Here is a 22,654-nt window from a genome sequence, read left to right on the forward strand (position 1 = left end):
GGGCTCCTCGCCGGGGTCAGCCCGCCTTGATCAGGCGGACGCCCTGGTCCTGGTCGAAGAGATGGAGAAGAACACGCAAGGCACGACCGCGCTCGCTCGTCAGATCGGGATCGCGGGCGAGGATCAGGCGGGCGTCGTCGCGCGCCGTCTCCAGAAGCTCGGCGTGGAGGTCGAGCCGGGCGAGGCGGAAGCCGGGCAGGCCGGACTGCTTCGTCCCGAGCACCTCACCGCCGCCGCGCAGCTTCAGATCCTCTTCGGCGATGACGAAGCCGTCCTCGGTCGCCCGCATGATCTCGAGCCGCGCCTTGGCCGTCTCGGTCAGCGGCGCCTTGTAGACGAGCAGGCACGAGGAGGCTTCCGAGCCGCGCCCGACCCGGCCGCGCAGTTGGTGCAGTTGGGCGAGGCCGAAGCGTTCGGCGTGTTCGATCACCATGATGGTGGCGTCGGGGACGTCGACGCCGACCTCGATCACCGTGGTGGCGACGAGGAGGCGGGTCACTCCCTCCTGGAAGGCGCGCATCGCCGCATCCTTCTCCTCCGCCTTCATCCGCCCGTGGACGAGACCGACGACCGGGCCGAGCGCGCGGGTCAGGTCCTCGTAGCGGGCCTCCGCCGCGGCGAGATCGAGCGTCTCGCTCTCCTCGACCAGCGGCGACACCCAATAGACCTTCTGGCCGTCGGCGATGGCGCGCGCCAGCGCCTCGACGATCTCGCCCATCCGGTCCGACGAGGCGAGGCGGGTGGCGATCGGTTGGCGCCCGGCCGGTTTCTCGGTGAGCCGCGAAACGTCGAGGTCGCCGAAGAAGCTCATCATCAGGGTGCGCGGGATCGGCGTCGCGGTCATCACCAGAAGATCGGTGGCGCGCCCCTTCGAGGTCAGCGCCAGACGCTGGTGGACGCCGAAGCGATGCTGCTCGTCGACGACGGCGAGCGTGAGGTCGGCGAATTCGACCGGCCCCTGGAAGAGGGCATGGGTGCCGACGAGGAGGCGGATCGTCCCCGTCGCCAGCCCCTCGAGGATGCGCTCGCGCTCCTTGCCCTTCTCGCGGCCGGTGAGGATCGCCCAGTCGATGCCGGCCGCTTCCGCCAGCGGCGCCAGCGATCGGGCATGCTGACGGGCGAGAAGATCGGTCGGCGCCATGATAGCCGCCTGGCCGCCCGCCTCGATCGCCATGGCGCAGGCCATCACCGCGACCAGCGTCTTGCCGGCGCCGACGTCGCCCTGGAGGAGGCGCAGCATCCGTTCGGGAACGGCGAGATCGCGGCGGATGTCCTCGACGGCAGCTTCCTGCGAGCCGGTCAGGCGATAGGGCAGGGCGTCGACGATGCGCTCGGTCAGTTCGCCGGTGGCGAGACGCGGCGGCTTCGCCGTGCGCTTCGCCGAGGCGCGCACCAGGGCCAGCGTCAGTTGCTGGGCGAGGAACTCGTCGTAGGCGAGGCGGGCGAGCGCCGGGGCGTCGGGTCCCTCTCCGGGCGTCGCCTCCGGATGGTGGATGGTCCTGAGCGCGTCGCGGAAGTCGGGCCAGCGCTGCCGGGCGAGCCACTCGGGGTCCTGCCATTCGGGGAGCCGCGGGCAGCGGTCGAGCGCGGCGGCGACGGCGCGGGCGATGGCGCGCGAGGCGAGGCCCTCGGTCTGCGGATAGACCGGCTCGATCAGCGGCAGCTTTTCGAACTCCGCCTCGGTCACCACGTGATCGGGGTGGACCATCTGCGGCGCGCCGTTGAACCACTCGACCCGGCCGGAGACCCACCGCGTCTCGCCCTCCGGCAGCAGCTTCGCCAGCCAGTCGGCCCGCGCCGAGAAGAAGACGAGGGCGATCTCGCCGGTTTCGTCGAAGCCGTAGACCTTGTAGGGCGCGCGCGAACCGCGCGGCGGGGCACGGTGGCGGTCGATGGTGAGATGGAGGGTGACGATCGCCCCTTCCGGCGCGCGGGCGACGCCGGGGCGCAGGCGGCGGTCGACGATGCCGGACGGCCGATGGAACAGGAGATCGACCAGACGCGCGCCCGATCCCGCCTCCACCGCGACGCCGTCGAGCAGCCGGTCGTAGAGCGCCGCGGTCTTCGGGCCGACGCCGGGTAGTCCGGTCAGCGAGGCGAAGAGGGGCGTGAGGATGTCGGGACGCATCGCGGCTCGCCGGCGTTCGGGATCGAGGTTCCTCGAACCGTTTGTAGCAGGCGGGTCGCGCGGCGGGAAAGGGTGCGCCTCAGCCCATCCACTGGCTGACCGGAGCCGCGGCCTCCTGCAGCGGCTGGGTGATCACGTCGAGGAGAACGGGGCCGTCGTGGACGAGGGCCTTCGCCAACGTCGGCGCGAGGTCGCGCGGATCCTCGGCGCGGAACGACGTCACGCCGTAGGCGGCGGCGATGCGGGCGTGATCGGTGCGATCGAAATCGACCGAGAAATAGCGCTCGCCGTAGCCGGCGCGCTGGCTCGCCTTGATCCAGCCGAAGACCGAATTGGAGATGACGATCATCAGGATCGGCACCTTGAGCCGGACGATGGTCTCGAGCTCGCCCACCGTGAAGCCGAACGAGCCGTCGCCCATGATCGCCACCACCCGGGCCTCCGGGCGGCCGATACGGGCACCGGTCGCCGCCGCCATCGAATAGCCGAGGGCGCCGTGGGCGCGATTCGTGATGAAGTGGCGCCCCGGGCGGCGCAGTTCGTAATAGGCCGAGACATAGGGGCAGGGCGTTCCCGGATCGGCGACGACCACAGCGGTGTCGGGCAGGGCGGCGGCGAGATCGCGGATCAGCCGTTCCGGGCGGATCGGCATCTCGTCGGAGGCGGCGAGGGCGGCGAAGGCCGACCATTTCACCCGCTTCGCCTCGGCGACCAGGGCGCGGCCGTCGCCGTCGCGTTCCGGACGCCCGGCGAGCCGATCGGCGACCGCCGCGTCCAGCGCCTCGAGGGCCAGCTTGGCGTCGCCGACGAGGGCGACCTCGGTCGGATAGTTGACGGCGATCGCCGCCGGATCGACGTCGATGTGGACGATCGGCACGGTCGGGGCGGGATGGCGCCAGTGCTCGGTCGAGGTCGAGCCGGCGCGGCAGCCGACGATCACCACCAGATCTGCGGCGTCGATCACCGCGCGGGTGGCGCGGACACCACCGTTCGAGCCGACGACGCCGGCGCAGAGGTCATGGGTCTCGGCGAGCGCGCCCTTGCCGCTGACCGTCGTGGTGACGGGAGCGTCGAGCCGTTCGGCCAGCGTCGCCAGCTCCTCGCTCGCGTCCGCCGCGATCACCCCGCCACCGACCAGGAACACCGGCCGGCGCGCGCCGACCAGGAGATCGGCGGCGCGTTCGACGTCGTCGGCCGCCGGAGCGGAGCGCCACGACGGCGCGCGGCCGTGTTCGGGCTGAGCCCAGATCTCGCTCTCGGGGACCGTTCCGGTCTGGACGTCGAAGGGCAGGCCGATGTGCGCCGATCCGGGCTTGCCGGTGGTCATGGCGCGGAAGGCGGCGCGCATCGCCCGCGGCAGGTCGACGGCGCGATCGAGCACCGTGTTCCATTTGGTCAGCGGCCGATAGAGCCCCTTCTGGTCGAGTTCTGTCAGCGGAAAGCGGCCGCGCGAGGCGACCGAGACGTCGGAGGTGATGCCGAGCACCGGCACCGAACTCTCGTTGGCCTCGACGATGCCGGGCAGCAGATAGGTCGCGCCGCCGCCGCTCGGACCCTCGCAGACGCCGACCTTGCCGGTCACCCGGGCGTAACCGTCGGCCATGTAGGCGGCGGAGCGCTCGTCGCGGGTGAGGATGTGGCGGATGCCGCGGCCGTCCTTGAAGAAGGCATCGTAGAGCGGCAGCGAAGTGTCGCCGCACAGGCCGAAGACCGTGTCGACGCCGTTCAGTTCGAGCATCCGCAGCAGGGCTTCGGCGCCGGTGAGTTCGTTGCTCATGGGGCAGGCTCCGAGGGGGACGAGAAAACCGTCTACAGACCTGTATTCAGGCTAGGTGAGGGGGCGAAGGCTGTCAACGCGAAGGGGCGGCGGGGAGGACGGATGTGACGTGGTCGTTCCGTGGCGCGACCTCTCGAAGCGACCGGGTCACCGGGGAGATCGGAGGGGCTGGGGCGGCCCCTTTCCGCCGGCGGTACCTGGTGCCGTACACCGGTCGGCGCCCTCCCTGCGAGATGCTACGAGACGCCGCCTTCGGCGGTTCCTCGGCATGAGGGGCTCTCCTTCGCACGGAAATCTTCGATCCCTCATCCTGAGGAGGGCCGAAGGCCCGTCTCGAAGAATCGGGCACGGACTCGGATCCGCGATCTCACCCGAAACTGCTCCGGCGGACGACGAGATCGCCGCCCCATCATCACCTTCCGCCGATCCGCCGATAGAACCCGGCGAGCAGCAGCGGCGTCAGGTACATCGGTAGCTGATAGCAGCCGACGAACAGCATGATCGGTTCGACGATGCCGTCGGGCAGCGCCGTGAGCAGCAGGATGAAGTTGCGGTTGCCGGCGGCGATGCCGATCGCCGGGGCGGCGTCGGACGCGCCGAAGCGGCGGGCGAGGAGCGCGCCGACGATCTGGAAGCCGAAATTGGCGGCGAAAGCGGCGAGTGCGGTGACCGCCACCGATGCCGGGTCGCGGCGGATCTCGAGCGCGATCGCCTCCATGACGCCGATCACCACGATCGCGAAGACGAAGGTGGAGAGCCCGTCGACGGCAGCGAGGCGGCTTCGCCCGAGGTCGGGCGCGAGGCGGGCCCGCGCCCCGAAGCCGACGAGGGCAGCGACGCCGATCAGGCCGGCGAGGCGTAGCGCCGCCGGCGCCACGGCGGCGGGATCGCCGAGGTCGCCGGAGGCGAGGAAGACCGGCACCACGGTCAGAGGCAGCAGCCCGGTCGCCACCACGACGAGGCGCAGCGCCGGAGCCGGGTCGCCGCCGACCAGAATGGTGAGGTTCGGCGTCCCGGCGATCGGCGCCGTGGTGGTCATGATCAAGAGCGCCATGGCGATCGGCCCGGCGAGCCCGAAGCCGCGTTCGACGGCGAGGACGGCGAGCGGCACGGCGATCTGCAGGAGGACGACGAGGCCGAGGGTCGAGGCCATCGCCGACAGGGCCCCCCAGGCGGCGCGCGCGCCGATGCGGAAGGCGGCGATCGCCAGGAGGACGGCGATGAGCAGGCCGATGTGCGGCCGGATCGCCCCGGCGAGGCTCGGCGAGACGATGCCGGCGAGAAGGCCCACGACCAGCACGCCGCGGCCGTGGCGGGCGAGCGCGCCGAGCGCGGTCTCGAGGGTCGACCCGAGGCTCATCCCGGCGCCAGGGAGAGGTGGTCCGGCAGCCAGGTGGCGAGTTCGGGGAACATGATCATCACGAAGACCATGACGATCATGATCATGAACATCGGGAAGGCCGATTTCGCCACGAATCCCATCTGGTGGCCGGTCATGCCCTGCATGACGAAGAGGTTGAAGCCGACCGGCGGGGTGATCTGCGCCATCTCGACGACCAGGACGATGAAGATGCCGAACCAGATGACGTCGATGTCGACCTGCCGGATCATCGGCTCGACGATGGCGATGGTCAGCACCACCGAGGAGATGCCGTCGAGGAAGCAGCCGAGGATGATGTAGAAGACCAGCAGCGCCATGATCAGCTGGAACTTGGTCAGTTCCAGCGAGCCGATCCAGGTGGCGAGCGCCCGCGGCAGGCCGGTGAAGCCCATCGACATCGACAGGAAGGCGGCGCCGCACAGGATCAGGGCGATCATCGCCGAGACGCGGGTGGCGCCGAGCAGGCTCTCGACGAAGGACTTGTAGGTCAGCGACCCCTGCGCCGCCGCGAGGGCGAGCGAGCCGGCGACGCCGATGGCGGCGGCTTCCGTCGCGGTGGCGAGGCCGGCGTACATCGAGCCGATCACCGCGACGATGAGCAGGATCACCGGGATGAGGAAGCGCGACCGCGACAGCCGCTCGGCGAAGCTCATCGGCGGTTCGGGCGTCGGCGCATAGTCCTTCGCCGTCTTCACCCAGATGATGAGATATCCCATGAACATGAGCGCGAGCACCAGTCCCGGCACGATGCCGGCCATGAACAGCTTGGTGATCGATTCGTTGATGGTGACTCCGTAGACGATCAGCGTCAGCGACGGCGGGATCATCAGCCCGAGGGTGGCGGCGCCGGCGAGCGTGCCGATGATCATCCGTTCCGGATAACCGCGCTTCTTCAGTTCCGGCACCGTCATCTTGCCGACGGTGGTCAGCGTCGCGGCGGAAGAGCCGGAGACGGCGGCGAAGATGGTGCAGCCGACGATGTTGGTGTGGAGGAGCCCGCCGGGCAGCCGCGCCATCCACGGCGCCAGCCCTTTGAACATGTCTTCCGACAATCGGGTGCGGAACAGGATCTCGCCCATCCAGATGAACAGCGGCAGAGCGGTCAGCGACCAGGACGACGACGTCGACCACATGGCCGTGATCATCGCATCGCCGACGGGCCTCGAGGTGAAGAGGATCATGCCGACGAAGGCGACCCCGGTCAGCGCCAGTCCGATCCACACACCGGTGGAGAGCAGGAAGAACAGTATGACCAGGAAGAGTGCGGTGAACTCCAGTTGATCCATCGCCGCTCACTCCACCTGGATGGTGTCTTCGGCGCCCGACCCGATGCCGGACGTGCCGGAGAACAGGTAGCGGACGAAATTGTCGAGGAAGGCGACGGCGAAGAGGATCGCCCCCACCGCCATGGCGGTCTGCGGGATCCACAGCGGCGTGGCGTCGAGACCCTGGCTGAGATCACCGAGCTTCCACGACCAGTAGACCGCCCGGCAGGCGTACCAGGCGATGTAGCCGGAGATGGCGGTGCCGACGGCGAGCGCCCAGATCTCCAACGGCCGGCGCATCCGCGGCACGATCTCGTGGATCATCGTCACCCGGATGTGCGAGCCGCGGTTCAGCGCCGCGGCGAAGGCGAGGAACGACGAGGCCGCCATCAGATAGCCGGCGTAGTCGGTCGAGCCGCGCAGCGACACGCCGGACCATCGGGCGATCATCTGAGCGACGATCAGGCCGAAGACGCCGAGAAGCGAGAGCGCCGCGAGGGCTCCGGCGACGAGGTAGAGCGCATCGAGCACGCTGCGCAGGAGACGGGCGATCGCCATCGCTGAACCCGAGCGGGAGAGGAAGGGAGGACACGGGCGTGGAGCGCGCCCGTGTCCTCGGAGGGTGTGCCGATCACTTCGCCTCGAAGGCGTCGATGATCGTCTTGCCGCCCGGACCGGCCTTGGCGATCCATTCGGCGGTCATGGTCTTGCCGAAGCCGGACAGTTCGCCCGCCAGCGTCGCATTGGGCTTGGCGACGGTCATCTTGTTGGCCGCCAGCGCGTCCAGGTACTTCTGGGTGAGCGCCCGCGACTTGGCGAGGCCGTCGGCCGCGGCCTTGTCGCCGCAGGTCTTCATCGCCGCCTGATCGGCGGCCGACAGCTTGCCGAAGGAGTCCTTGTTGGCGAAGATGACGTTGCGCGGCAGCCAGGCATCGACCTCGTAGAAGTTGGTCATGTACTCCCACGCCTTGACGTCGAAGCCGGTCGAGCCGGACGAGATGAAGCTGTCGGCGACGCCGGTGGCCAGAGCCTGCGACAGGTCTGCCGCTTCGATCTGCACCGGGATCATGCCGGCGAGTTCGGCGATGCGGGCGGTGGCGACCGAGTAGGAGCGGAACTTCACGCCCTTCAGGTCGGCGACCGCGTTGATCGGCTTCTTGGTGTAGAGGCCCTGCGGCGGCCACGGAACGGCGTAGACGTAGACGAGGTTCTGGCTGGCCATGAGCTTCTCGAGCTCGGGTCGGGCCGCCTTCCACAGCTTCTCCGAGGCGTCGAAGCTCGACGCGAGGAAGGGGATCGAGTCGACGCCGTAGAGGGCGTTCTCGTTGGCGTGGGCCGAGATCAGGCGCTCGCCGATCGGCGCCTGTCCGGTCTGGACGGCACGCTTGATGTCGTTGCCCTTGAACAGGGCGCCGTTGGGATGGACGGTGATGTCGACGCGGCCGGCGGTCGCGCCCTTGACGCAGGCGCCGAAGGCGACCGCCGTCTCGGTGTGGAAATTGGTGGCCGGATAGGCCGCCGGCAGATCCCAGCCCTCGGCCAGGGCCGCGCCGCCGCCGAGAAACTGCGCCGCGAACGCGGCCATCATCCAACCCGACTTCGATACCTTCATGTCGACCACTCCCTGGATCCGCCGGTGTCCCCGGCGCACATGTCGTCGGGCCGCGAAAGGATTTTTCCGTGACGCAGCCGATCGGAAAAAACGAGTTCTGTGACGCCTGTATACGGATCATGATGCAAATGACCCGACCGTCAAGCCGGAATCTCTCGCCTCGAAAGCGCCGCGTGGTGGGCGCTGCCGCCGCGGCCCGGCGCCTCGCGCGGGGCCGTCACATCGTCCGCCGCGGGAGGGATTGCATCGGCTCGAGATTTGGCTTCATCTCGGGCATTCAGATCTGAATACGGACCGATCGAGGCATCGCCCCTTCGGTGGAGAGTGCGCCATGGCGGAGCGGATCGTCGTCGTCGGTGGGGGAGCGGTCGGAGCGGCCTGTGCGCTCGAAGCGCATCGGCGCGGCTTCGCGGTGACGTTGGTCGAACCCGGCGATCCCGGCGGCGATCAGGCGGCGAGTTACGGCAACGCCGGCTGGCTGTCGGTGCAGTCGGTGATCCCGCCGTCCGAACCGGGTGTGTGGAAGAAGATCCCCGGCTATCTCCTCGATCCGCTCGGGCCGCTCGCCATCCGGCCGCTGCACCTGCCCGGCATCGCGCCCTGGCTCGTCCGCTACATGGCGTCGGGGTGGACGCGCGAGCGCATCCGCGCCATCGCCGGCATGCTGCGTCCGCTTCTCGCCGATGCGCCGACGCTCAATCGCGAGGCGGCCGAAGAGGCGGGGGTCGCCGACCTCGTCGCAGCCTCGAGCGGCCTCGCCCACGTCTTCCGCGACCGCGCCGCCTTCGCCGCGGAGACGAGTTGGGCGACGCGCGCCGCCGTCGGCATCCGCTGGGACGAGGTCGAGGGCGACGCGGTTCGTGAACTCTTGCCGGAGATCGATCCGGCCTATCGCTTCGCCGTCGTGGTGCGCGAGGGCGGTCACTGCCGCGATCCCGGCGGCTTCGTCGCCGCGCGGGTGCGTCACGCCGGACGGCTCGGGGTGACGCTGGTCCGGGCGAAGGCGCTCGATTTCGCCTATGCCGGCTGCCGACTCACCGGCGTCGTCACCGATGCGGGCACGGTTCCCGCCGATCGTGCGGTGATCGCCGCCGGCATCCGCTCGACACCGCTCGCCGAACGCGTCGGCCTGAAGGTGCCGATGGAGAGCGAGCGCGGCTATCACGTCGAGATCGACGGGCTCGACGCCGGTCCGGCGATCCCGGTGATGATCCAGGACCGCAAGGTGGCGATCACCCGCATGGCCAAGGGCCTGCGCGTCGCCGGTCAGGTGGAACTCGCCGGCGTCGAGGCGGCGCCCAACTGGCATCGCGCCGAGGTGCTGAAGACCCATCTCCTCGGCGTCTTCCCCTCGCTCGCCCCGGCGATCCGCGACGGCGCGGCGCGGACGTGGCTCGGCCACCGCCCGAGCACGCCCGACGGCCGGCCGGTGATCGGCCGTAGCCCCCACGCGGACGTGCTCGTCGCCTACGGCCACGGCCACATCGGACTGGCCAGCGGTCCGAAGACCGGCCGCATCGTCGGCGATCTCCTTCTCGGGCGGACGCCCGAGATCCCGATCGACGGCTTCGCGCCGGATCGCTTCCGCGCTTATCCCACCACCGGAGGGCAGCCGACATGACGACGATCGTTTCCCCCGTCGGCCCGTTGGCGCGCGGCGGCAAGGCGATCTACGGCGCGCCGCTCGGCATCCTGATGCTCGAGGCGCGCTTTCCCCGCATCCTCGGCGACATGGGCAACGCCGAGACCTGGCCCTTCCCGGTGCTCTATCGGGTGGTGCGCGGCGCGAGCCCTGAGAAGGTGGTGCTGAAGGGCGCCGCGGGGCTGCTGCCGGACTTCATCGAGGCGGCGCGCGATCTCGTCCGTCTCGGCGCCGAGGCGATCACCACCAACTGCGGCTTCCTGGCGCTGTTCCAGAAGGAGCTCGCCGAGATGGTCGGCGTGCCGGTCGCCACCTCGTCGCTGATGCAGGTGCCTTGGGTGCAGGCGACGCTGCCGCCGGGCCAGAGGGTCGGCATCGTCACGGTGTCGAGTTCGACCCTGACGCCGGCCCATCTCGCCGGCGCCGGCGTGCCGCTCGACACGCCGGTCGTCGGCACCGAGACCGGTTGCGAGTTCTTCCGGGTGCTGATCCTCGCCGAGAAGGACGACATGGACGTCGGGCTGGCCGAGGCCGACATCCTGGCGGCGGGGCGCGAGCTGGTGGCGCGCCATCCGGAGGTCGGGGCGGTGGTGCTCGAATGCACCAACATGCCGCCCTACGCCGCCGCGCTCGCCGCCGAGATCGGCCGGCCGGTCTACGACATCTACTCGATGATCTCCTGGTTCCACGCGGGTCTCCGCCCGCGGCGGTTCCGTCGCGAGGGGTGAGGAGGGGCCATGTCCGCCGAAACCGACAGCGTCGTCGATCGCGTCTACGAGGCGCTGAAGGAGATGGCGGTCGGCTATGCCGTCCGCCCCGGCGAACGGATCAACGAAGGCCGGATCGCGACGCAGCTCGGGGTCAGCCGCACCCCTCTCAGAGAAGCCTTGAACCGCCTCAAGATGGAGGGATTCCTGCGCTTCGAGCCGGGCCGCGGCTTCTTCTGCCGCGAACTCGATCCTCAGGAGGTCTTCCAGCTCTACGAGTTGCGCAAGACGATCGAGACGGCGGCGGTGCGGCTCGCCGTCGCCCGCGCCGACGATCGCGAGATCGCCGCACTCGCCGGCTTCCTCGACGCCACCGGCCCCGGGAGCGACGGCCGTTCGGTCGGCGAACTGACCGAACTCGACGAGACCTTCCACGCGCGCCTGATGATGCTCTCCCGCAACGACGAGATGCTGAGGGTGCTCGACAACGTCGATGCCCGCATCCGCTTCGTCCGTTGGATCGACATGGGCGAGGGGCGCTCGACCACTCAGGGCGAACACCGCGCCGTGGTCGAGGCGCTGGCGCGACGCGACGCCGACGCCGCGGCCGCGATCCTCGAACGCCACATCGATCGCCGTCTCGACCAGATCACCGCGGCGATCCGCGAAGGCCTCGCCCGGATCTATCTGAAGCCGCAACCCGGTGAGGGCGAGGGCTGACGAGGCGGCCCCCGCGGTCGCGGAGGCGCTTTCGCGTGCCTACCTTCACGGCACGTCTCGTGTAGATCGACGGAGCCTCGATTTGCTCCCTCGTAGCTCCGAAATCAGCCGTCGTCTCCGGCGAGAGAAGCGAGGGAAGGGGATCCACTCGCTCCGCGTATCGTCGGACCGTCGATGGATCTCTTCCCCTCCGCTTCGTGTCCCACCGGGGATGACGGCCTCCTGATCGGGCTCGTCGGGTGGCGGGACGCCGGGCGTTCGGCCTCGGTGGCGGCGCGCGCGGCGGCCTCCCCACGGTGGCGGCGCTCACGCCTTCGGCGCGGCAGCGTCGCCGCCTGCACGGGCGCTCTCCTCGCGCAACAGGTCGCGTAGTTCCTCGAGGCGAGTGCGATAGCCGTCGGCGTCGCCGTAGTCGAGGAACCCGACATAGCGGCGATGTGGATCGGTGGTCTTCAGTGCGTGCTTGATCGGGCACCAGTATTGTTCGGTGCGGCCGGCGATCTCGCGGACGAAGGCGACGACGCCGTTGGCGTAGGAACAGTAGCGGCAGTTCAGCGCCTCGATCCAGTTGAGATAGCCGAGCCGGGCGCGGTCGAAGACGACGTAGTCGGCGCGGCGCACCCGCGGGATGCCGTAGGCGCGGAAACAGATCTGCTGGTAGAGGTTGGCCCACAGGTCGAGCGCCACCAACGGCACGATCAGCGAATAGATCACCGGCGCGGTGAGGATCGAGGAGAGCGAGGACTCGGCGAGGAAGCGCGCCGCGCCGGTCTTCAGCCGGCGGTGCTCGGCGGCGATCCCCTCCTCGAACTCGACGAAGCGCTCGCGCAGACGCCAGCCGAGGGCCTCGCGTCGCGCATCGATCTCGGCCTCGAGTTCGCTCTGGAGGCGGAGGATCTCGCCGATCAGGTCCTGCATGCGTCGGGTCATGGGGTCGGCCTTCCGTGGGAGGGAGCGGCAGGGCGCGCGACGGGGTCACCGCGTCGGCATCCGCGGCGCATCGAGCCGGTCGGCGGTGACGGAGGCCCGTGCCGAGCGTGTCGCTCGCCGGCCGCCCCGCCTCCGACGTGCCCGCGTCGGAAGGCGATCGTCACGGCGAGCGGTCTTTCGACGGGGCCACCGTCCCGACCCGGTCCGGTCGCGGAAAATTCCAACATTTCTGCATGATCCGACCGAAAGACGCGCGCGTCGTTGATGCCGATCATGGTGACGGGCGGCTCGTCCGGGCATCATTCCCGCCGAGAGACGAGGTCGGCCATGTCGATCCATCGGTCTTCGAGCGGAACGGCCCCCATGAGGGCGCGCGAGGTCGAGGTTCCCCCTCTCGGTCTCGCCGGGACACTGACCCTGCCCCCCGCCCCACGCGGCGTCGTCCTCTTCGCTCACGGCAGCGGGTCGAGCCGCTTCAGCCGGCGCAACCGCCTCGTCGCCGCGGCGCTTCAGGGCCGCGGCTTCGCCACGCTGCTCTTCGATCTGCTGCTGCCGGAGGAGGAGGGCGATCGCGCCAAGGTCTTCGACATCGCTCTTCTCGCCGATCGGCTCGGCACGGCGGTGCACTGGGCGACCAACGACCCGGATCTCGCGGCGTTGCCGATCGGCCTCTTCGGCGCGAGCACCGGCGCGGCGGCGGCCCTGGTCGCAGCGGCTCGCCTCGGCGATCGCATCGCGGCGGTGGTGTCGCGCGGCGGGCGACCGGATCTGGCGGGTGCGGCCCTCGATCGCGTGGTGTCGCCGACCCTGCTGATCGTCGGGGGCGAGGACGGCGTCGTCGTCGACCTGAACGCCGAGGCCTTCGCCCGGCTCGACCGTGTGAAGGCGCTCGAGATCGTGCCCGGCGCGACGCATCTCTTTCCCGAGCCCGGAGCGCTCGAAGCCGTCGTCGAATTCGCCGGCGACTGGTTCGAGCGGCACCTCGTCGGTGCTCGACATCGACGGGAGGCGGAACCGTGAAGCCGTTCAGGGATCGTATCCGAGCGGGGCGGCGGCTCGCCGGCGCCCTCGCGCATCTGAAGGATCGCCGCCCGGTGGTCCTGGCCCTGCCGCGCGGTGGCGTGCCGGTGGCGGCCGAGATCGCCTCGGCGCTCGCCGCTCCGCTCGATCTCGTCCTCGTCCGCAAGATCGGCCTCCCCGGTCAGCCGGAACTGGCGATGGGGGCGGTGGTCGACGGCGCCGAGCCGATCACCGTGCGCAACGAGGACATCATCCGCCTCGCGGCGATCGACGACGTGCTGTTCGCCCGGGTGCGCGATCGCGAACTGGCCGAGATCGAACGGCGGCGCAAGCTCTACCTCGGCGACCGCCGCCGGGTGGACCCGAAGGGGCGGGTGGTGATCGTCGTCGACGACGGCATCGCCACCGGCGCGACGGTGAAGGCGGCGTTGCGCGCCATCCGCGAGCGCGGGCCGGAACGGCTGGTCCTGGCGGTACCGGTGGCGCCGCCGGAGACGATCGCCGAATTGCGGCGCGAGGTCGACGAGATCGTCTGCCTCGAGACTCCGACACCCTTCGGTGCCATCGGCTTCTTCTACATCGACTTCACCCAGGTCGACGACGCGACGGTGGCCGAGGCGCTGGCGCGGTTCCCGGTCGATCCGGCCGATGCGCCGGTGAACGGGACACGGGTGGAAACGTGAGGAAACGCGAGGCGGTCATCCGCGGTCGTGGGCCGCGAAGACCGGCCGATCGTGGCGCCGCCCCGGAGATCGGCGCGGCCCCGTCATGGCGCGCCGATGTCGTGCGTCGGCGCCACGAAGGTATGGTGCGCGACGAGCCCGTGATCATGTGACCGCGAGGCGTCATATTTGAAATCACATGTATTCTAAAATTTGAGTAAAGAGAAAGTATTTTCTTCAATGTATTTCATTTCATCGACCGACATCCGGAAGCCGTGAGAAAGGTGTTGATCATCGGAAGTTGATCGGGATCAATGCGGCGATTGTATACTCGTGCGATGGAATTTCATCGATCGGCGGGCGAGCGACGAAGTCGGAACGTCGGAGTGCGCATGCACGGCTCGCGAGAGGAGGAACGGCCGACGTTCCCGTGAGATCCGATCGTAGACGGAACCGATCGACCCACCGGCCGGCGCTTCGTGCGCGGCCGTCCGTCGGGATCTTCGAAAAGACGACCGCACGCTCGCACGCGTGACAGGACGCGACAACGAAGAGGGAGAACGTCATGAAGACCAGCAAGGTATTCGGTCGACTTCTGTTTTCGGTGGCCATCGTCGGCTTCGTCGCCGGTGGCGTTCCGTCGGCGCAGGCCGGCGGGACCGTCGAGGTGCTGCACTGGTGGACCTCGGGTGGTGAAGCGAAAGCCGTCGGCGAGCTGAAGAAGACCTTCGAGGCGCAGGGCGGCACCTGGATCGACTCGCCCATCGCCGGTGGCGGCGGTGACGCTGCGATGACGGCGCTGCGCGCCCGGGTCATCGCCGGCAACGCGCCCTCGGCGGTGCAGCTCAAGGGGCCGGGCATCCAGGAATGGGCCAAGCTCGGCGTCATCGAGAGCATCGACGACGTCGCCGCCAAGGAGAAATGGGACTCGGTGCTGCCGCCGGTGGTCGCCGACGTCATGAAGTACCAGGGCAAGTACGTCGCCGCCCCGGTCAACATCCACCGTGTGAACTGGATGTGGGCCAACCCGGCGGTGCTCGCCAAGGTCGGCGCCAAGGTTCCGACGACCTGGGCCGAGTTCAACGAGACCGCCGACAAGCTGAAGGCGGCCGGCATCACGCCGCTCGCCCACGGTGGCCAACCGTGGCAGGACGCGACGATCTTCGAAGTGGTGGTGCTGGGGGTCGGCGGCGCCGACTTCTACAAGAAGGCGCTGGTCGAGATGGATCAGGCCTCGCTCTCCGGTCCGACCATGGTCGCCGCCTTCGATCAGCTGCGCAAACTGCGCGGCTACGTCGACAAGAGCTTCCCGGGTCGTGACTGGAACCTCTCCACCGCCATGGTGATGAACGGCCAGGCCGGCTTCCAGATCATGGGCGACTGGGCCAAGGGCGAGTTCCTCGCCGCCGGCAAGAAGCCCGGCGTCGACTTCCTGTGCGTGCCGCCTCCGGGCTCCGGCTTCCTCATGAACGCCGACAGCTTCACCTTCTTCAAGGATCCGAAGCCGGGTCGTGCGGAAGGCCAGAAGGTGTTGGCGAGCGAGATCATGTCGCCGGCCTTCCAGCGCACCTTCAACCTCGCCAAGGGGTCGATCCCGGCGAGGACCGACGTGAAGCTCGACGACTTCGACGACTGCGCCAAGCGCTCGGCCGCCGATCTCGCCGCCGCGACCAAGGCGGGCAGCCTGCTGCCGAGCCTCGCCCACGAGATGGCGGTGCCGCGCACCGTGCGCGGCGAGGTGCTCGACGTGGTGACCAACTTCTTCAACTCGGACATGAGTTCGAAGGACGCCGCCGCCGCGCTGGCCGCCGCCGTGAAGCGGGCGCAGTGATCGACGCCGACCGCCGTCGGGGACGGGTCCTCCGCCCCCGGCGGTCCCAAGGGGAGGCGCCGGGATGTTCGCTCGCGTCGTCGAGAAGTGGCTGCCGCGGATCGTGGTGATGCCGCTGTTCGCGGTCAGTCTGTTCTTCGTCTACGGCTTCATCGCCTGGACGACGTGGATCTCGTTCACCCGGTCGGGAGTCATGCCGGACTACGGGTTCGCCGGTCTGCAGCAATACGAGAGGCTGTGGTCGACGCCGCGCTGGTACGTGGCGCTCGGCAATCTCGCCGTCTTCTCGATCCTGTTCATCGGCTTCTGCATCGTCGTCGGCATCCTGCTGGCGATCCTCCTCGATCAGCGCATCCGCATCGAGGGGGCGATCCGCACCATCTACCTCTACCCGATGGCGCTCTCCTTCATCGTCACCGGCACGGCGTGGAAGTGGATCCTCAACCCCGGCCTCGGGCTCGAGCATCTCGCCCACCAATGGGGTTGGACGGACTTCCATTTCGGCTGGCTGGTCGATCCACGGATGGCCATCTACACGGTGGTGATCGCCGGGGTGTGGCAGTCGTCCGGCTACGTCATGGCGCTGTTCCTCGCCGGGTTGCGCTCGGTCGACGACGAGGTGTTGCGCGCCGCGGCGATCGACGGAGCGGGGCCGATCCGCACCTACACCTCGATCATCCTGCCGATGATCCGGCCGGTGTTCTTCTCGGCGATCATCGTGCTCGCCCATCTCGCCATCAAGAGCTACGACCTCGTCGTGGCGCTGACCGGCGGCGGCCCCGGCTACGCCACCGACGTGCCGGCGACCTTCATGTATTCCTTCGCCTTCCAGCGCAGCGAACTCGGCACCGCCGCGGCGAGCGCGGTGATGATGCTGGTCACCATCCTGGCGATCATCGTGCCCTACCTCTATTCGGAACTGAGGGAGGCCGGCCGATGACCACCTCCGCGAACGCCGGCATCGTCCGCCGCAAGGGCGTCGGCGCGAAAGTCGGGCGCATCGTTCTCTTCACCGTGCTCGGGCTCTTCTGCGTCTACTACCTGATGCCCCTGTGGGTGGTGGTGGTGACGTCGCTCAAGTCGCTCGACGAGATCCGTGCCGGCTCGCTCCTCGGCCTGCCGCAGGCGCCGAGCTTCGCCGCTTGGGGGAAGGCGTGGTCGTCGGCCTGCGTCGGCGTGCGGTGCGACGGCCTCGCCCCCTATGTCTGGAACTCCGTCGCCATGGTGATCCCGGCGGTGGCGCTCTCGACCTTCTTGGGAGCGATCGCCGGTTACGCCCTGACGAAATGGCGCTTTCCCGGTGCGGACACGATCTTCGCGCTGATGCTCTTCGGCGCCTTCATCCCCTTCCAGGTGGTGCTCCTGCCGATGGCGCGGGTGCTCGGCATCCTCGATCTCGCCGGCTCGGTCCTCGGGCTGGTGCTGGTCCACACCGTCTACGGCCTCGCCTTCACCACGCTGTTCTTCCGCAACTTCTTCGTCGGCGTGTCGAACGGCATCGTCGACGCCGCCAAGATCGACGGCGCCGGGTTCTTCTCGATCTTCTTCCGCATCATGCTGCCGATGGCGCCGCCGGTGATCGTCGTCACCGTGATCTGGCAGTTCACCCAGATCTGGAACGACTTCCTGTTCGGCGTCGCCTTCACCGTCGGCGACAGCAATCCGGTGACGGTGGCGCTCAACAATCTCGTCGCCACCTCCACCGGCGTGAAGGAATACAACGTCGACATGGCGGCGGCGGTGATCGCGGCGTTGCCGACGCTGCTCGTCTATGTCGTGGCGGGCAAGTACTTCGTGCGCGGGCTCGCCGCCGGCGCGGTGAAAGGATGATCCCATGGCTTCGATCCATCTCCGCGACGTGTGGAAACGGTTCGGTGCGACCGAGGTCATCAAGGGCGTGTCGCTCGACTTCGACGACGGCGAGTTCGTCGTCCTCGTCGGTCCGTCGGGCTGTGGGAAGTCGACGCTGCTCAACCTCGTCGCCGGGCTCGAGACGCTGTCGTCGGGCACGATTCGCATCGGCGACAAGGTCGTCGACGACGTGCCGCCCAAGGACCGCAACATCGCCATGGTGTTCCAGTCCTACGCGCTCTATCCGACCAAGACGGTGCGCGACAACATCACCTTCGGCATGGTCACCCGCCGCGTGCCGCAGGAGGTCCAGGACGACGCGCTGAAGGAGGTCTCCGAGCTCCTCCACATCGACCACCTGCTGGCCCGCAAGCCCGGCCAGCTCTCCGGCGGTCAGCGCCAACGCGTCGCCATGGGGCGGGCGCTGGTCAGGAAGCCCGACGTCTTCCTCTTCGACGAGCCGCTGTCGAACCTCGACGCCAAGCTGCGCATCGAGATGCGCACCGAGATCAAGAAACTCCACCTCCGGCTCGGCCAGACGGTGGTCTACGTCACCCACGATCAGGTCGAGGCGATGACGCTCGCCTCCCGCATCGCGGTGATGGACAACGGCCATATCCGCCAGTTCGCCGATCCGGCGACGATCTACGAGGAACCGGTCGATCTCTTCGTCGCCGGCTTCATGGGCTCGCCGCCGATGAACATGCTGCCCGGCGTCATCCGCCGCGACGGCGCACCCTGTGTCGAAGTGGCGAACGGCGGCGCCGGGCCGATCCGCTTCCCGCTGGCGGCGGACGCGGCGGCGATCACCGCGACCGAGGGACAGAAGGTGGTGTTGGGCCTGCGCCCCGAGACCATCTTCGCCGCCGGCAGCAGGCTGCCCGGCCCCGATCGCTTCGTCTTCGAGGCGAGGGTCGAGGTCATCGAGCCGACCGGTCCCGACACCATGCTGGTCTTCGCTTTCGGCGACACCGAGGTGATCGCCCGGGTCGAGCCGGACAGCCCGGCGACGGTCGGCGAAGCCTTCCGTTTCGAGGTCGACATGGCCAAGGCCAAGCTCTTCGACGCCGCATCGGGCAAGCGGTTGTCCGCCCCGCGCTGACCGCCGCCCATCGAGGGTTCGGCAACCGGCGACGCGCCCGGGGCCATGGCCGGGCGTGGCCCGACGGATCATGTCGCGGCGCAAGAAAACGCGATCGAAGAACAAAGAAAAATATCACGATATTCATCATCGCGACTGTCGTCTGCGAACGTCATTGCGTCGTCGTGACGTCGCCGTTGATCTGGGTCATGGCAATTCCGACAGAAATAACAACAATAGTTCCAGTTCGGACATGCCTACCCGGCGCGATGACCAGGGAAGGAGAACGGCATGACGACCCTCCTCATTCCGAGACGCGTCCAGGACGTCGCCGCGAGCAATCTCGGCGAGTACGAGGAGGCGCGTCGCATCTTCACCTGGGAAAGCGCCCGGGCGCTGCTCGACGGGCTGAACGGCGGCGCGCTCAACATCGCCCACGAGGCGGTCGACCGCCACGTGGCGGCGGGGCGCGGGGCGAAGATCGCCATCCGCTGGATCGCCAAGGACGGCACCCGGCGCGACATCACCTATGCCGATCTCGCCGCCGAAGCCCACCGCTTCGCCAACGTGCTCACCTCGCTCGGCGTCAAACGCGGCGACCGGGTCTATACCCTGCTCGGCCGCGTTCCCGAGCTCTACGTCGCCGTTCTCGGCACGCTCGAGGCCGGCGCGGTGCTGTCGCCGATGTTCTCCGCCTTCGGCCCCGAGCCGATCGAAGCGCGCATGCGGATCGGCGGGGCGCGGGTGCTGGTGACCAGCCGCCGGCTCTACGAGCGCAAGGTGGCGAGCTGGCGGGAAAAGCTCGAGGGCCCTCTCGACGTGCTGGTGATCGACGGTGGCGGACCGCCGCCGGCGGGCACCCGCGATCTCGCCGCGGCGATGGCCGCGGCCTCGCCGCAGCACGAGACGGTGCGCACCCATCCCGAGGACATGGCGCTCCTCCACTTCACCTCGGGCACCACCGGCAAGCCGAAAGGCGCGGTGCACGTCCACGAGGCGGTGGTGGCGCATGTGGCGACCGGTCGGTTCGCCCTCGATCTCCATCGCGACGACATCTTCTGGTGCACCGCCGATCCCGGCTGGGTGACCGGCACCTCCTACGGTATCATCTCGCCGCTGGTGAACGGCCTCACCATGATCGTCGACGAGGCGGAGTTCGACGCCGAGCGCTGGTATTCGATCCTGGAGAGCGAGAAGGTCACGGTCTGGTACACCGCGCCGACCGCCATCCGCATGTTGATGAAGGCCGGCGGCGACATGGTGCGCGACCGGGATCTGTCGCATCTGCGCTTCATGGCGAGCGTCGGCGAGCCGCTCAATCCGGAGGCCGTCGTCTGGGGCGCCGAAACCTTCGGCATGCCGTTCCACGACAACTGGTGGCAGACCGAGACCGGCGGCATCATGATCGCCAACTACGCCTCGATGGACGTCAAGCCGGGATCCATGGGCAAGCCGTTGCCCGGCATCACCGCGGCGATCCTCGAGAAGACCGCCGACGGCGTGAAGCTGGCCGACAAGCCGATGACCATCGGCCAACTGGCGTTGAAGCCGGGATGGCCGTCGATGATGCGCGCCTATCTCCACGAGGAGGAGCGCTACGCCAAGTGCTTCGCCGGCGGCTGGTATCTCTCCGGCGACCTCGCGATGTGCGACGAGGACGGCTACTTCTGGTTCGTCGGCCGCGCCGACGACGTCATCAAGAGCGCCGGCCATCTGATCGGACCGTTCGAGGTCGAAAGCGCGCTGATGGAGCACCCGGCGGTGGCCGAGGTCGGCGTCATCGGCGTGCCCGACGAGACGGTCGGCGAGACGGTGAAGGCCTTCGTCGCCCTCAAGCCGGGCTTCACCGAGAGCGACGAGCTGATGCTCGAGCTCATCGGCCATGCCCGCAAACGGCTCGGACCGGCGGTGGCGCCGAAAGAGATCGCCTTCCGCCGGAACCTGCCCAAGACGCGCTCCGGCAAGATCATGCGTCGCCTCCTCAGGGCGCGCGAACTCGGCCTGCCGGAAGGTGACATCTCCACTCTCGAGAGTGACGAACGATGAACGACGCGTCCCTCAAGCCGCACGTCGACCGTGCGCATGCGCTCGATCTCCTCGGGCAGATGATCCGCATCCGCCGCTTCGAGGACAAGTGCGCCGAACTCTACACCAAGGAGAAGATCCGCGGTTTCCTCCACCTCTACGACGGTGAGGAGGCGATCGCGGTCGGCATCCTGCGCTGCCTCGGCGAAAAGGACCGCGTGGTCGGCACCTATCGCGAGCACGGCCACGCGCTGGTGCGCGGCGTGCCGATGGGCGAGGTGATGGCGGAGATGTACGGCAAGGCCGAGGGCTGCTCCGGCGGCCGCGGCGGCTCGATGCATCTGTTCTCGGCGGCGCAGAACTTCTACGGCGGCAACGCCATCGTCGGCGGCGGGCTGCCGCTCGCCGTCGGCCTCGGCCTCGCCGACAAGATGCGGCACGAGGACCGGGTCACCGCCTGCTTCTTCGGTGAAGGGGCGGTCGCCGAGGGCGAGTTCCACGAGAGCCTCAATCTGGCGGCGCTGTGGCATCTGCCGGTGCTCTTCGTCTGCGAGAACAACGGCTACGCCATGGGTACGGCGCTGTCGCGGTCCGAGGCCGAGGTCGACATCCACAAGAAGGCGGAGGGCTATTCCATCCGCTCCGAGGTGGTCGACGGCATGGACGTGGTCGCGGTCGAACGCGCCGCCTTGCGCGCCGTCGAGGCGATCCGTCGCGACGGAGAACCGTTCTTCCTCGAGTGCCGCACCTATCGCTTCCGGCCGCATTCGATGTTCGACGCCCAGCTCTACCGCGACAAGAGCGAAGTCGAGGAGTGGCGCAAGAAGGGACCGATCCATCGCTTCCGCGATTGGCTGATCGAAACCGGTCTCGTCCATCCGAGCGACGTCGAGCGTCTCGAACAGGAGATCGCCGCCGAGATCGAGGCGGCCGTCGCCTTCTCCGAGGCCGCCACCTTCGAACCGCTCGACGGGCTCACCCGCCACGTGACGGCGGGCGAACGTCCACCGGCCCCGGCGATCGTCGCCCCGTCGGCCGAGACGGTCGAGACGACCTATCGTGAAGCGGTCAAGCAGGGCATCGTCGACGCCCTGAAGCGCGACGACCGCGTCTTCCTGATGGGCGAAGACGTCGGCCTCTACGGCGGCTGCTACGCCGTCTCCAAGGGCCTCTACGGCGACTTCGGGCCGGACCGGATCCGCGACACGCCGCTGTCGGAATCGGGCTTCACCGGTGCCGGCATCGGCGCGGCGATGGCCGGGATGCGGCCGATCGTCGAGGTGATGACCGTCAACTTCTCGATGCTGGCGCTCGACCAGATCCTCAACACCGCGGCGACGGTGCGCCACATGTCGAACGGCCAGTTCGGCGTGCCGGTGGTCATCCGCATGGCGACCGGCGCCGGACGTCAGCTCGCGGCCCAGCATTCGCACAGTCTCGAGGGCTGGTACGCTCACATCCCGGGCATCCGGGTGTTGGCGCCGGCCACCCTCGAGGACGCCCGCGGCATGCTGTGGACGGCGCTCCAGGATCCCGATCCGGTGCTGATCTTCGAGAACGTCATGCTCTACAACCGCGTCGGCCGACTGGCGGTGAACGCCGGACCGGTCGACATCGACCATGCCGCGGTGCGCCGGCCGGGGAGGGACGTGACCCTCGTCACCTACGGCGGCTCACTCTTCAAGACGCTCGACGCGGCCGAGGAGCTGAGCAAGGCCGGCATCGACGCGGAGGTGATCGATCTCCGCACCCTGCGTCCGCTCGACGACGCCACCATCCTCGCCTCGGTCGCCGAGACCCACCGTCTGGCGATCGTCGACGAGGGATGGAAGACCGGCAGCCTCGCGGCCGAGATCGCCATGCGGGTGGTCGAGGCCGGTTTCTACGATCTCGACGCGCCGATCCGCCGGGTGTGCAGCGAAGAGGTGCCGATCCCCTACGCCAAGCATCTCGAGGACGCCTCGATCCCGAGCCCGGCGAAGATCGTCGATGCGGTGAAGGCGATGATGGGCAGGGGATGAG

18 protein-coding genes are annotated in these 22,654 nt (G+C 68.9%); 11 read left to right on the forward strand and 7 right to left on the reverse strand.

Annotation, left to right across the window (positions count from 1 at the left end; genetic code table 11):
- Window positions 1-16 precede the first annotated feature (16 nt).
- The 6 genes from recG to V7Q42_RS03350 all read right to left on the reverse strand — a co-directional run bounded on the left by recG (window position 17) and on the right by V7Q42_RS03350 (window position 8,163).
- Entirely contained in the window at window positions 17-2,128 is a 2,112-nt protein-coding gene (recG, locus tag V7Q42_RS03325; RefSeq protein ID WP_333822450.1) for an ATP-dependent DNA helicase RecG, read from the reverse strand.
- 79 nt (window positions 2,129-2,207) lie between these two features.
- The gene (locus V7Q42_RS03330; protein ID WP_333822451.1) at window positions 2,208-3,905 is read right to left on the reverse strand and encodes a thiamine pyrophosphate-binding protein; all 1,698 of its coding nucleotides are present in this window, start codon (window positions 3,903-3,905) and stop codon (window positions 2,208-2,210) included.
- Between the two features lie 412 nt (window positions 3,906-4,317).
- Window positions 4,318-5,265, reverse strand: a complete 948-nt coding sequence (locus V7Q42_RS03335; protein ID WP_333822452.1) for a hypothetical protein — start codon at window positions 5,263-5,265, stop codon at window positions 4,318-4,320.
- The gene (locus V7Q42_RS03340; protein WP_333822453.1) at window positions 5,262-6,572 is read right to left on the reverse strand and encodes a TRAP transporter large permease; all 1,311 of its coding nucleotides are present in this window, start codon (window positions 6,570-6,572) and stop codon (window positions 5,262-5,264) included. The genes V7Q42_RS03335 and V7Q42_RS03340 overlap by 4 nt, the downstream gene beginning before the upstream one ends.
- A gap of 6 nt (window positions 6,573-6,578) precedes the next feature.
- Window positions 6,579-7,109, reverse strand: a complete 531-nt coding sequence (locus tag V7Q42_RS03345) for a TRAP transporter small permease (RefSeq protein ID WP_333822454.1) — start codon at window positions 7,107-7,109, stop codon at window positions 6,579-6,581.
- A gap of 73 nt (window positions 7,110-7,182) precedes the next feature.
- The gene (locus V7Q42_RS03350; protein ID WP_333822456.1) at window positions 7,183-8,163 is read right to left on the reverse strand and encodes a TRAP transporter substrate-binding protein; all 981 of its coding nucleotides are present in this window, start codon (window positions 8,161-8,163) and stop codon (window positions 7,183-7,185) included.
- A 331-nt stretch (window positions 8,164-8,494) separates the two neighbouring features.
- Between V7Q42_RS03350 and V7Q42_RS03355 the strand changes: the two genes are divergently transcribed.
- From V7Q42_RS03355 to V7Q42_RS03365, 3 genes are read left to right on the forward strand one after another with little or no spacing between them, the layout of a single operon-like run.
- Window positions 8,495-9,784 carry an NAD(P)/FAD-dependent oxidoreductase gene (locus V7Q42_RS03355; RefSeq protein ID WP_333822457.1) on the forward strand — a complete coding sequence of 430 codons (1,290 nt, stop codon included), beginning with the start codon at window positions 8,495-8,497 and terminating at the stop codon, window positions 9,782-9,784.
- A complete protein-coding gene (locus tag V7Q42_RS03360; protein WP_333822459.1) occupies window positions 9,781-10,533 on the forward strand; it encodes an aspartate/glutamate racemase family protein in 753 nt (250 codons plus the stop codon). The genes V7Q42_RS03355 and V7Q42_RS03360 overlap by 4 nt, the downstream gene beginning before the upstream one ends.
- 9 nt (window positions 10,534-10,542) lie before the next feature.
- Complete coding sequence (locus tag V7Q42_RS03365; protein WP_333822462.1) at window positions 10,543-11,232, forward strand: GntR family transcriptional regulator; 690 nt, start codon at window positions 10,543-10,545, stop codon at window positions 11,230-11,232.
- 306 nt (window positions 11,233-11,538) lie between these two features.
- Here the strand turns inward: V7Q42_RS03365 and V7Q42_RS03370 are convergent, their stop codons facing one another.
- A complete protein-coding gene (locus V7Q42_RS03370; protein ID WP_333822463.1) occupies window positions 11,539-12,162 on the reverse strand; it encodes a hypothetical protein in 624 nt (207 codons plus the stop codon).
- A 363-nt stretch (window positions 12,163-12,525) separates the two neighbouring features.
- Here V7Q42_RS03370 and V7Q42_RS03375 point away from each other — a divergent pair, with 363 nt between their 5' ends.
- From V7Q42_RS03375 to pdhA, 8 genes are all read left to right on the forward strand, one after another.
- A complete protein-coding gene (locus V7Q42_RS03375; protein ID WP_333822464.1) occupies window positions 12,526-13,182 on the forward strand; it encodes a dienelactone hydrolase family protein in 657 nt (218 codons plus the stop codon).
- Complete coding sequence (locus tag V7Q42_RS03380; protein WP_333822465.1) at window positions 13,179-13,865, forward strand: phosphoribosyltransferase; 687 nt, start codon at window positions 13,179-13,181, stop codon at window positions 13,863-13,865. Before V7Q42_RS03375 ends, V7Q42_RS03380 begins: the two co-directional genes overlap by 4 nt.
- Before the next feature lie 544 nt (window positions 13,866-14,409).
- Window positions 14,410-15,675: an ABC transporter substrate-binding protein gene (locus tag V7Q42_RS03385; protein ID WP_333822466.1), complete on the forward strand. Its 1,266-nt coding sequence runs from the start codon at window positions 14,410-14,412 to the stop codon at window positions 15,673-15,675.
- 64 nt (window positions 15,676-15,739) lie between these two features.
- On the forward strand, window positions 15,740-16,615 hold the full coding sequence (locus V7Q42_RS03390) for a carbohydrate ABC transporter permease (protein ID WP_333822467.1): 876 nt from the start codon (window positions 15,740-15,742) through the stop codon (window positions 16,613-16,615).
- Window positions 16,612-17,505 (forward strand): carbohydrate ABC transporter permease, encoded by an 894-nt coding sequence (locus V7Q42_RS03395; RefSeq protein WP_333822468.1) that lies wholly within the window; start codon window positions 16,612-16,614, stop codon window positions 17,503-17,505. Before V7Q42_RS03390 ends, V7Q42_RS03395 begins: the two co-directional genes overlap by 4 nt.
- A gap of 4 nt (window positions 17,506-17,509) precedes the next feature.
- A complete protein-coding gene (locus tag V7Q42_RS03400; protein ID WP_333822469.1) occupies window positions 17,510-18,628 on the forward strand; it encodes an ABC transporter ATP-binding protein in 1,119 nt (372 codons plus the stop codon).
- 270 nt (window positions 18,629-18,898) lie between these two features.
- On the forward strand, window positions 18,899-20,653 hold the full coding sequence (acsA, locus tag V7Q42_RS03405; RefSeq protein WP_333822471.1) for an acetate--CoA ligase: 1,755 nt from the start codon (window positions 18,899-18,901) through the stop codon (window positions 20,651-20,653).
- Entirely contained in the window at window positions 20,650-22,653 is a 2,004-nt protein-coding gene (gene pdhA, locus V7Q42_RS03410) for a pyruvate dehydrogenase (acetyl-transferring) E1 component subunit alpha (RefSeq protein ID WP_333822473.1), read from the forward strand. Before acsA ends, pdhA begins: the two co-directional genes overlap by 4 nt.
- Window position 22,654 lies beyond the last annotated feature (1 nt).

Origin of the sequence: Pinisolibacter sp., from assembly GCF_036782435.1 — a bacterium.
Taxonomy (GTDB): domain Bacteria; phylum Pseudomonadota; class Alphaproteobacteria; order Rhizobiales; family Ancalomicrobiaceae; genus CALBKH01.

What these genes read in the sequence shown, in the direction of transcription:
- V7Q42_RS03390 (WP_333822467.1), top strand. Translation starts at nt 15,740, where the DNA reads ATGTTCGCTCGCGTCGTCGAGAAGTGGCTGCCGCGGATCGTGGTGATG.
- V7Q42_RS03335 (WP_333822452.1), bottom strand. Translation starts at nt 5,265, where the DNA reads ATGAGCCTCGGGTCGACCCTCGAGACCGCGCTCGGCGCGCTCGCCCGC.
- V7Q42_RS03370 (WP_333822463.1), bottom strand. Translation starts at nt 12,162, where the DNA reads ATGACCCGACGCATGCAGGACCTGATCGGCGAGATCCTCCGCCTCCAG.
- pdhA (WP_333822473.1), top strand. Translation starts at nt 20,650, where the DNA reads ATGAACGACGCGTCCCTCAAGCCGCACGTCGACCGTGCGCATGCGCTC.
- V7Q42_RS03360 (WP_333822459.1), top strand. Translation starts at nt 9,781, where the DNA reads ATGACGACGATCGTTTCCCCCGTCGGCCCGTTGGCGCGCGGCGGCAAG.
- V7Q42_RS03345 (WP_333822454.1), bottom strand. Translation starts at nt 7,109, where the DNA reads ATGGCGATCGCCCGTCTCCTGCGCAGCGTGCTCGATGCGCTCTACCTC.
- V7Q42_RS03330 (WP_333822451.1), bottom strand. Translation starts at nt 3,905, where the DNA reads ATGAGCAACGAACTCACCGGCGCCGAAGCCCTGCTGCGGATGCTCGAA.
- acsA (WP_333822471.1), top strand. Translation starts at nt 18,899, where the DNA reads ATGACGACCCTCCTCATTCCGAGACGCGTCCAGGACGTCGCCGCGAGC.
- V7Q42_RS03365 (WP_333822462.1), top strand. Translation starts at nt 10,543, where the DNA reads ATGTCCGCCGAAACCGACAGCGTCGTCGATCGCGTCTACGAGGCGCTG.
- V7Q42_RS03385 (WP_333822466.1), top strand. Translation starts at nt 14,410, where the DNA reads ATGAAGACCAGCAAGGTATTCGGTCGACTTCTGTTTTCGGTGGCCATC.
- V7Q42_RS03355 (WP_333822457.1), top strand. Translation starts at nt 8,495, where the DNA reads ATGGCGGAGCGGATCGTCGTCGTCGGTGGGGGAGCGGTCGGAGCGGCC.
- recG (WP_333822450.1), bottom strand. Translation starts at nt 2,128, where the DNA reads ATGCGTCCCGACATCCTCACGCCCCTCTTCGCCTCGCTGACCGGACTA.
- V7Q42_RS03350 (WP_333822456.1), bottom strand. Translation starts at nt 8,163, where the DNA reads ATGAAGGTATCGAAGTCGGGTTGGATGATGGCCGCGTTCGCGGCGCAG.
- V7Q42_RS03375 (WP_333822464.1), top strand. Translation starts at nt 12,526, where the DNA reads ATGAGGGCGCGCGAGGTCGAGGTTCCCCCTCTCGGTCTCGCCGGGACA.
- V7Q42_RS03395 (WP_333822468.1), top strand. Translation starts at nt 16,612, where the DNA reads ATGACCACCTCCGCGAACGCCGGCATCGTCCGCCGCAAGGGCGTCGGC.
- V7Q42_RS03400 (WP_333822469.1), top strand. Translation starts at nt 17,510, where the DNA reads ATGGCTTCGATCCATCTCCGCGACGTGTGGAAACGGTTCGGTGCGACC.
- V7Q42_RS03340 (WP_333822453.1), bottom strand. Translation starts at nt 6,572, where the DNA reads ATGGATCAACTGGAGTTCACCGCACTCTTCCTGGTCATACTGTTCTTC.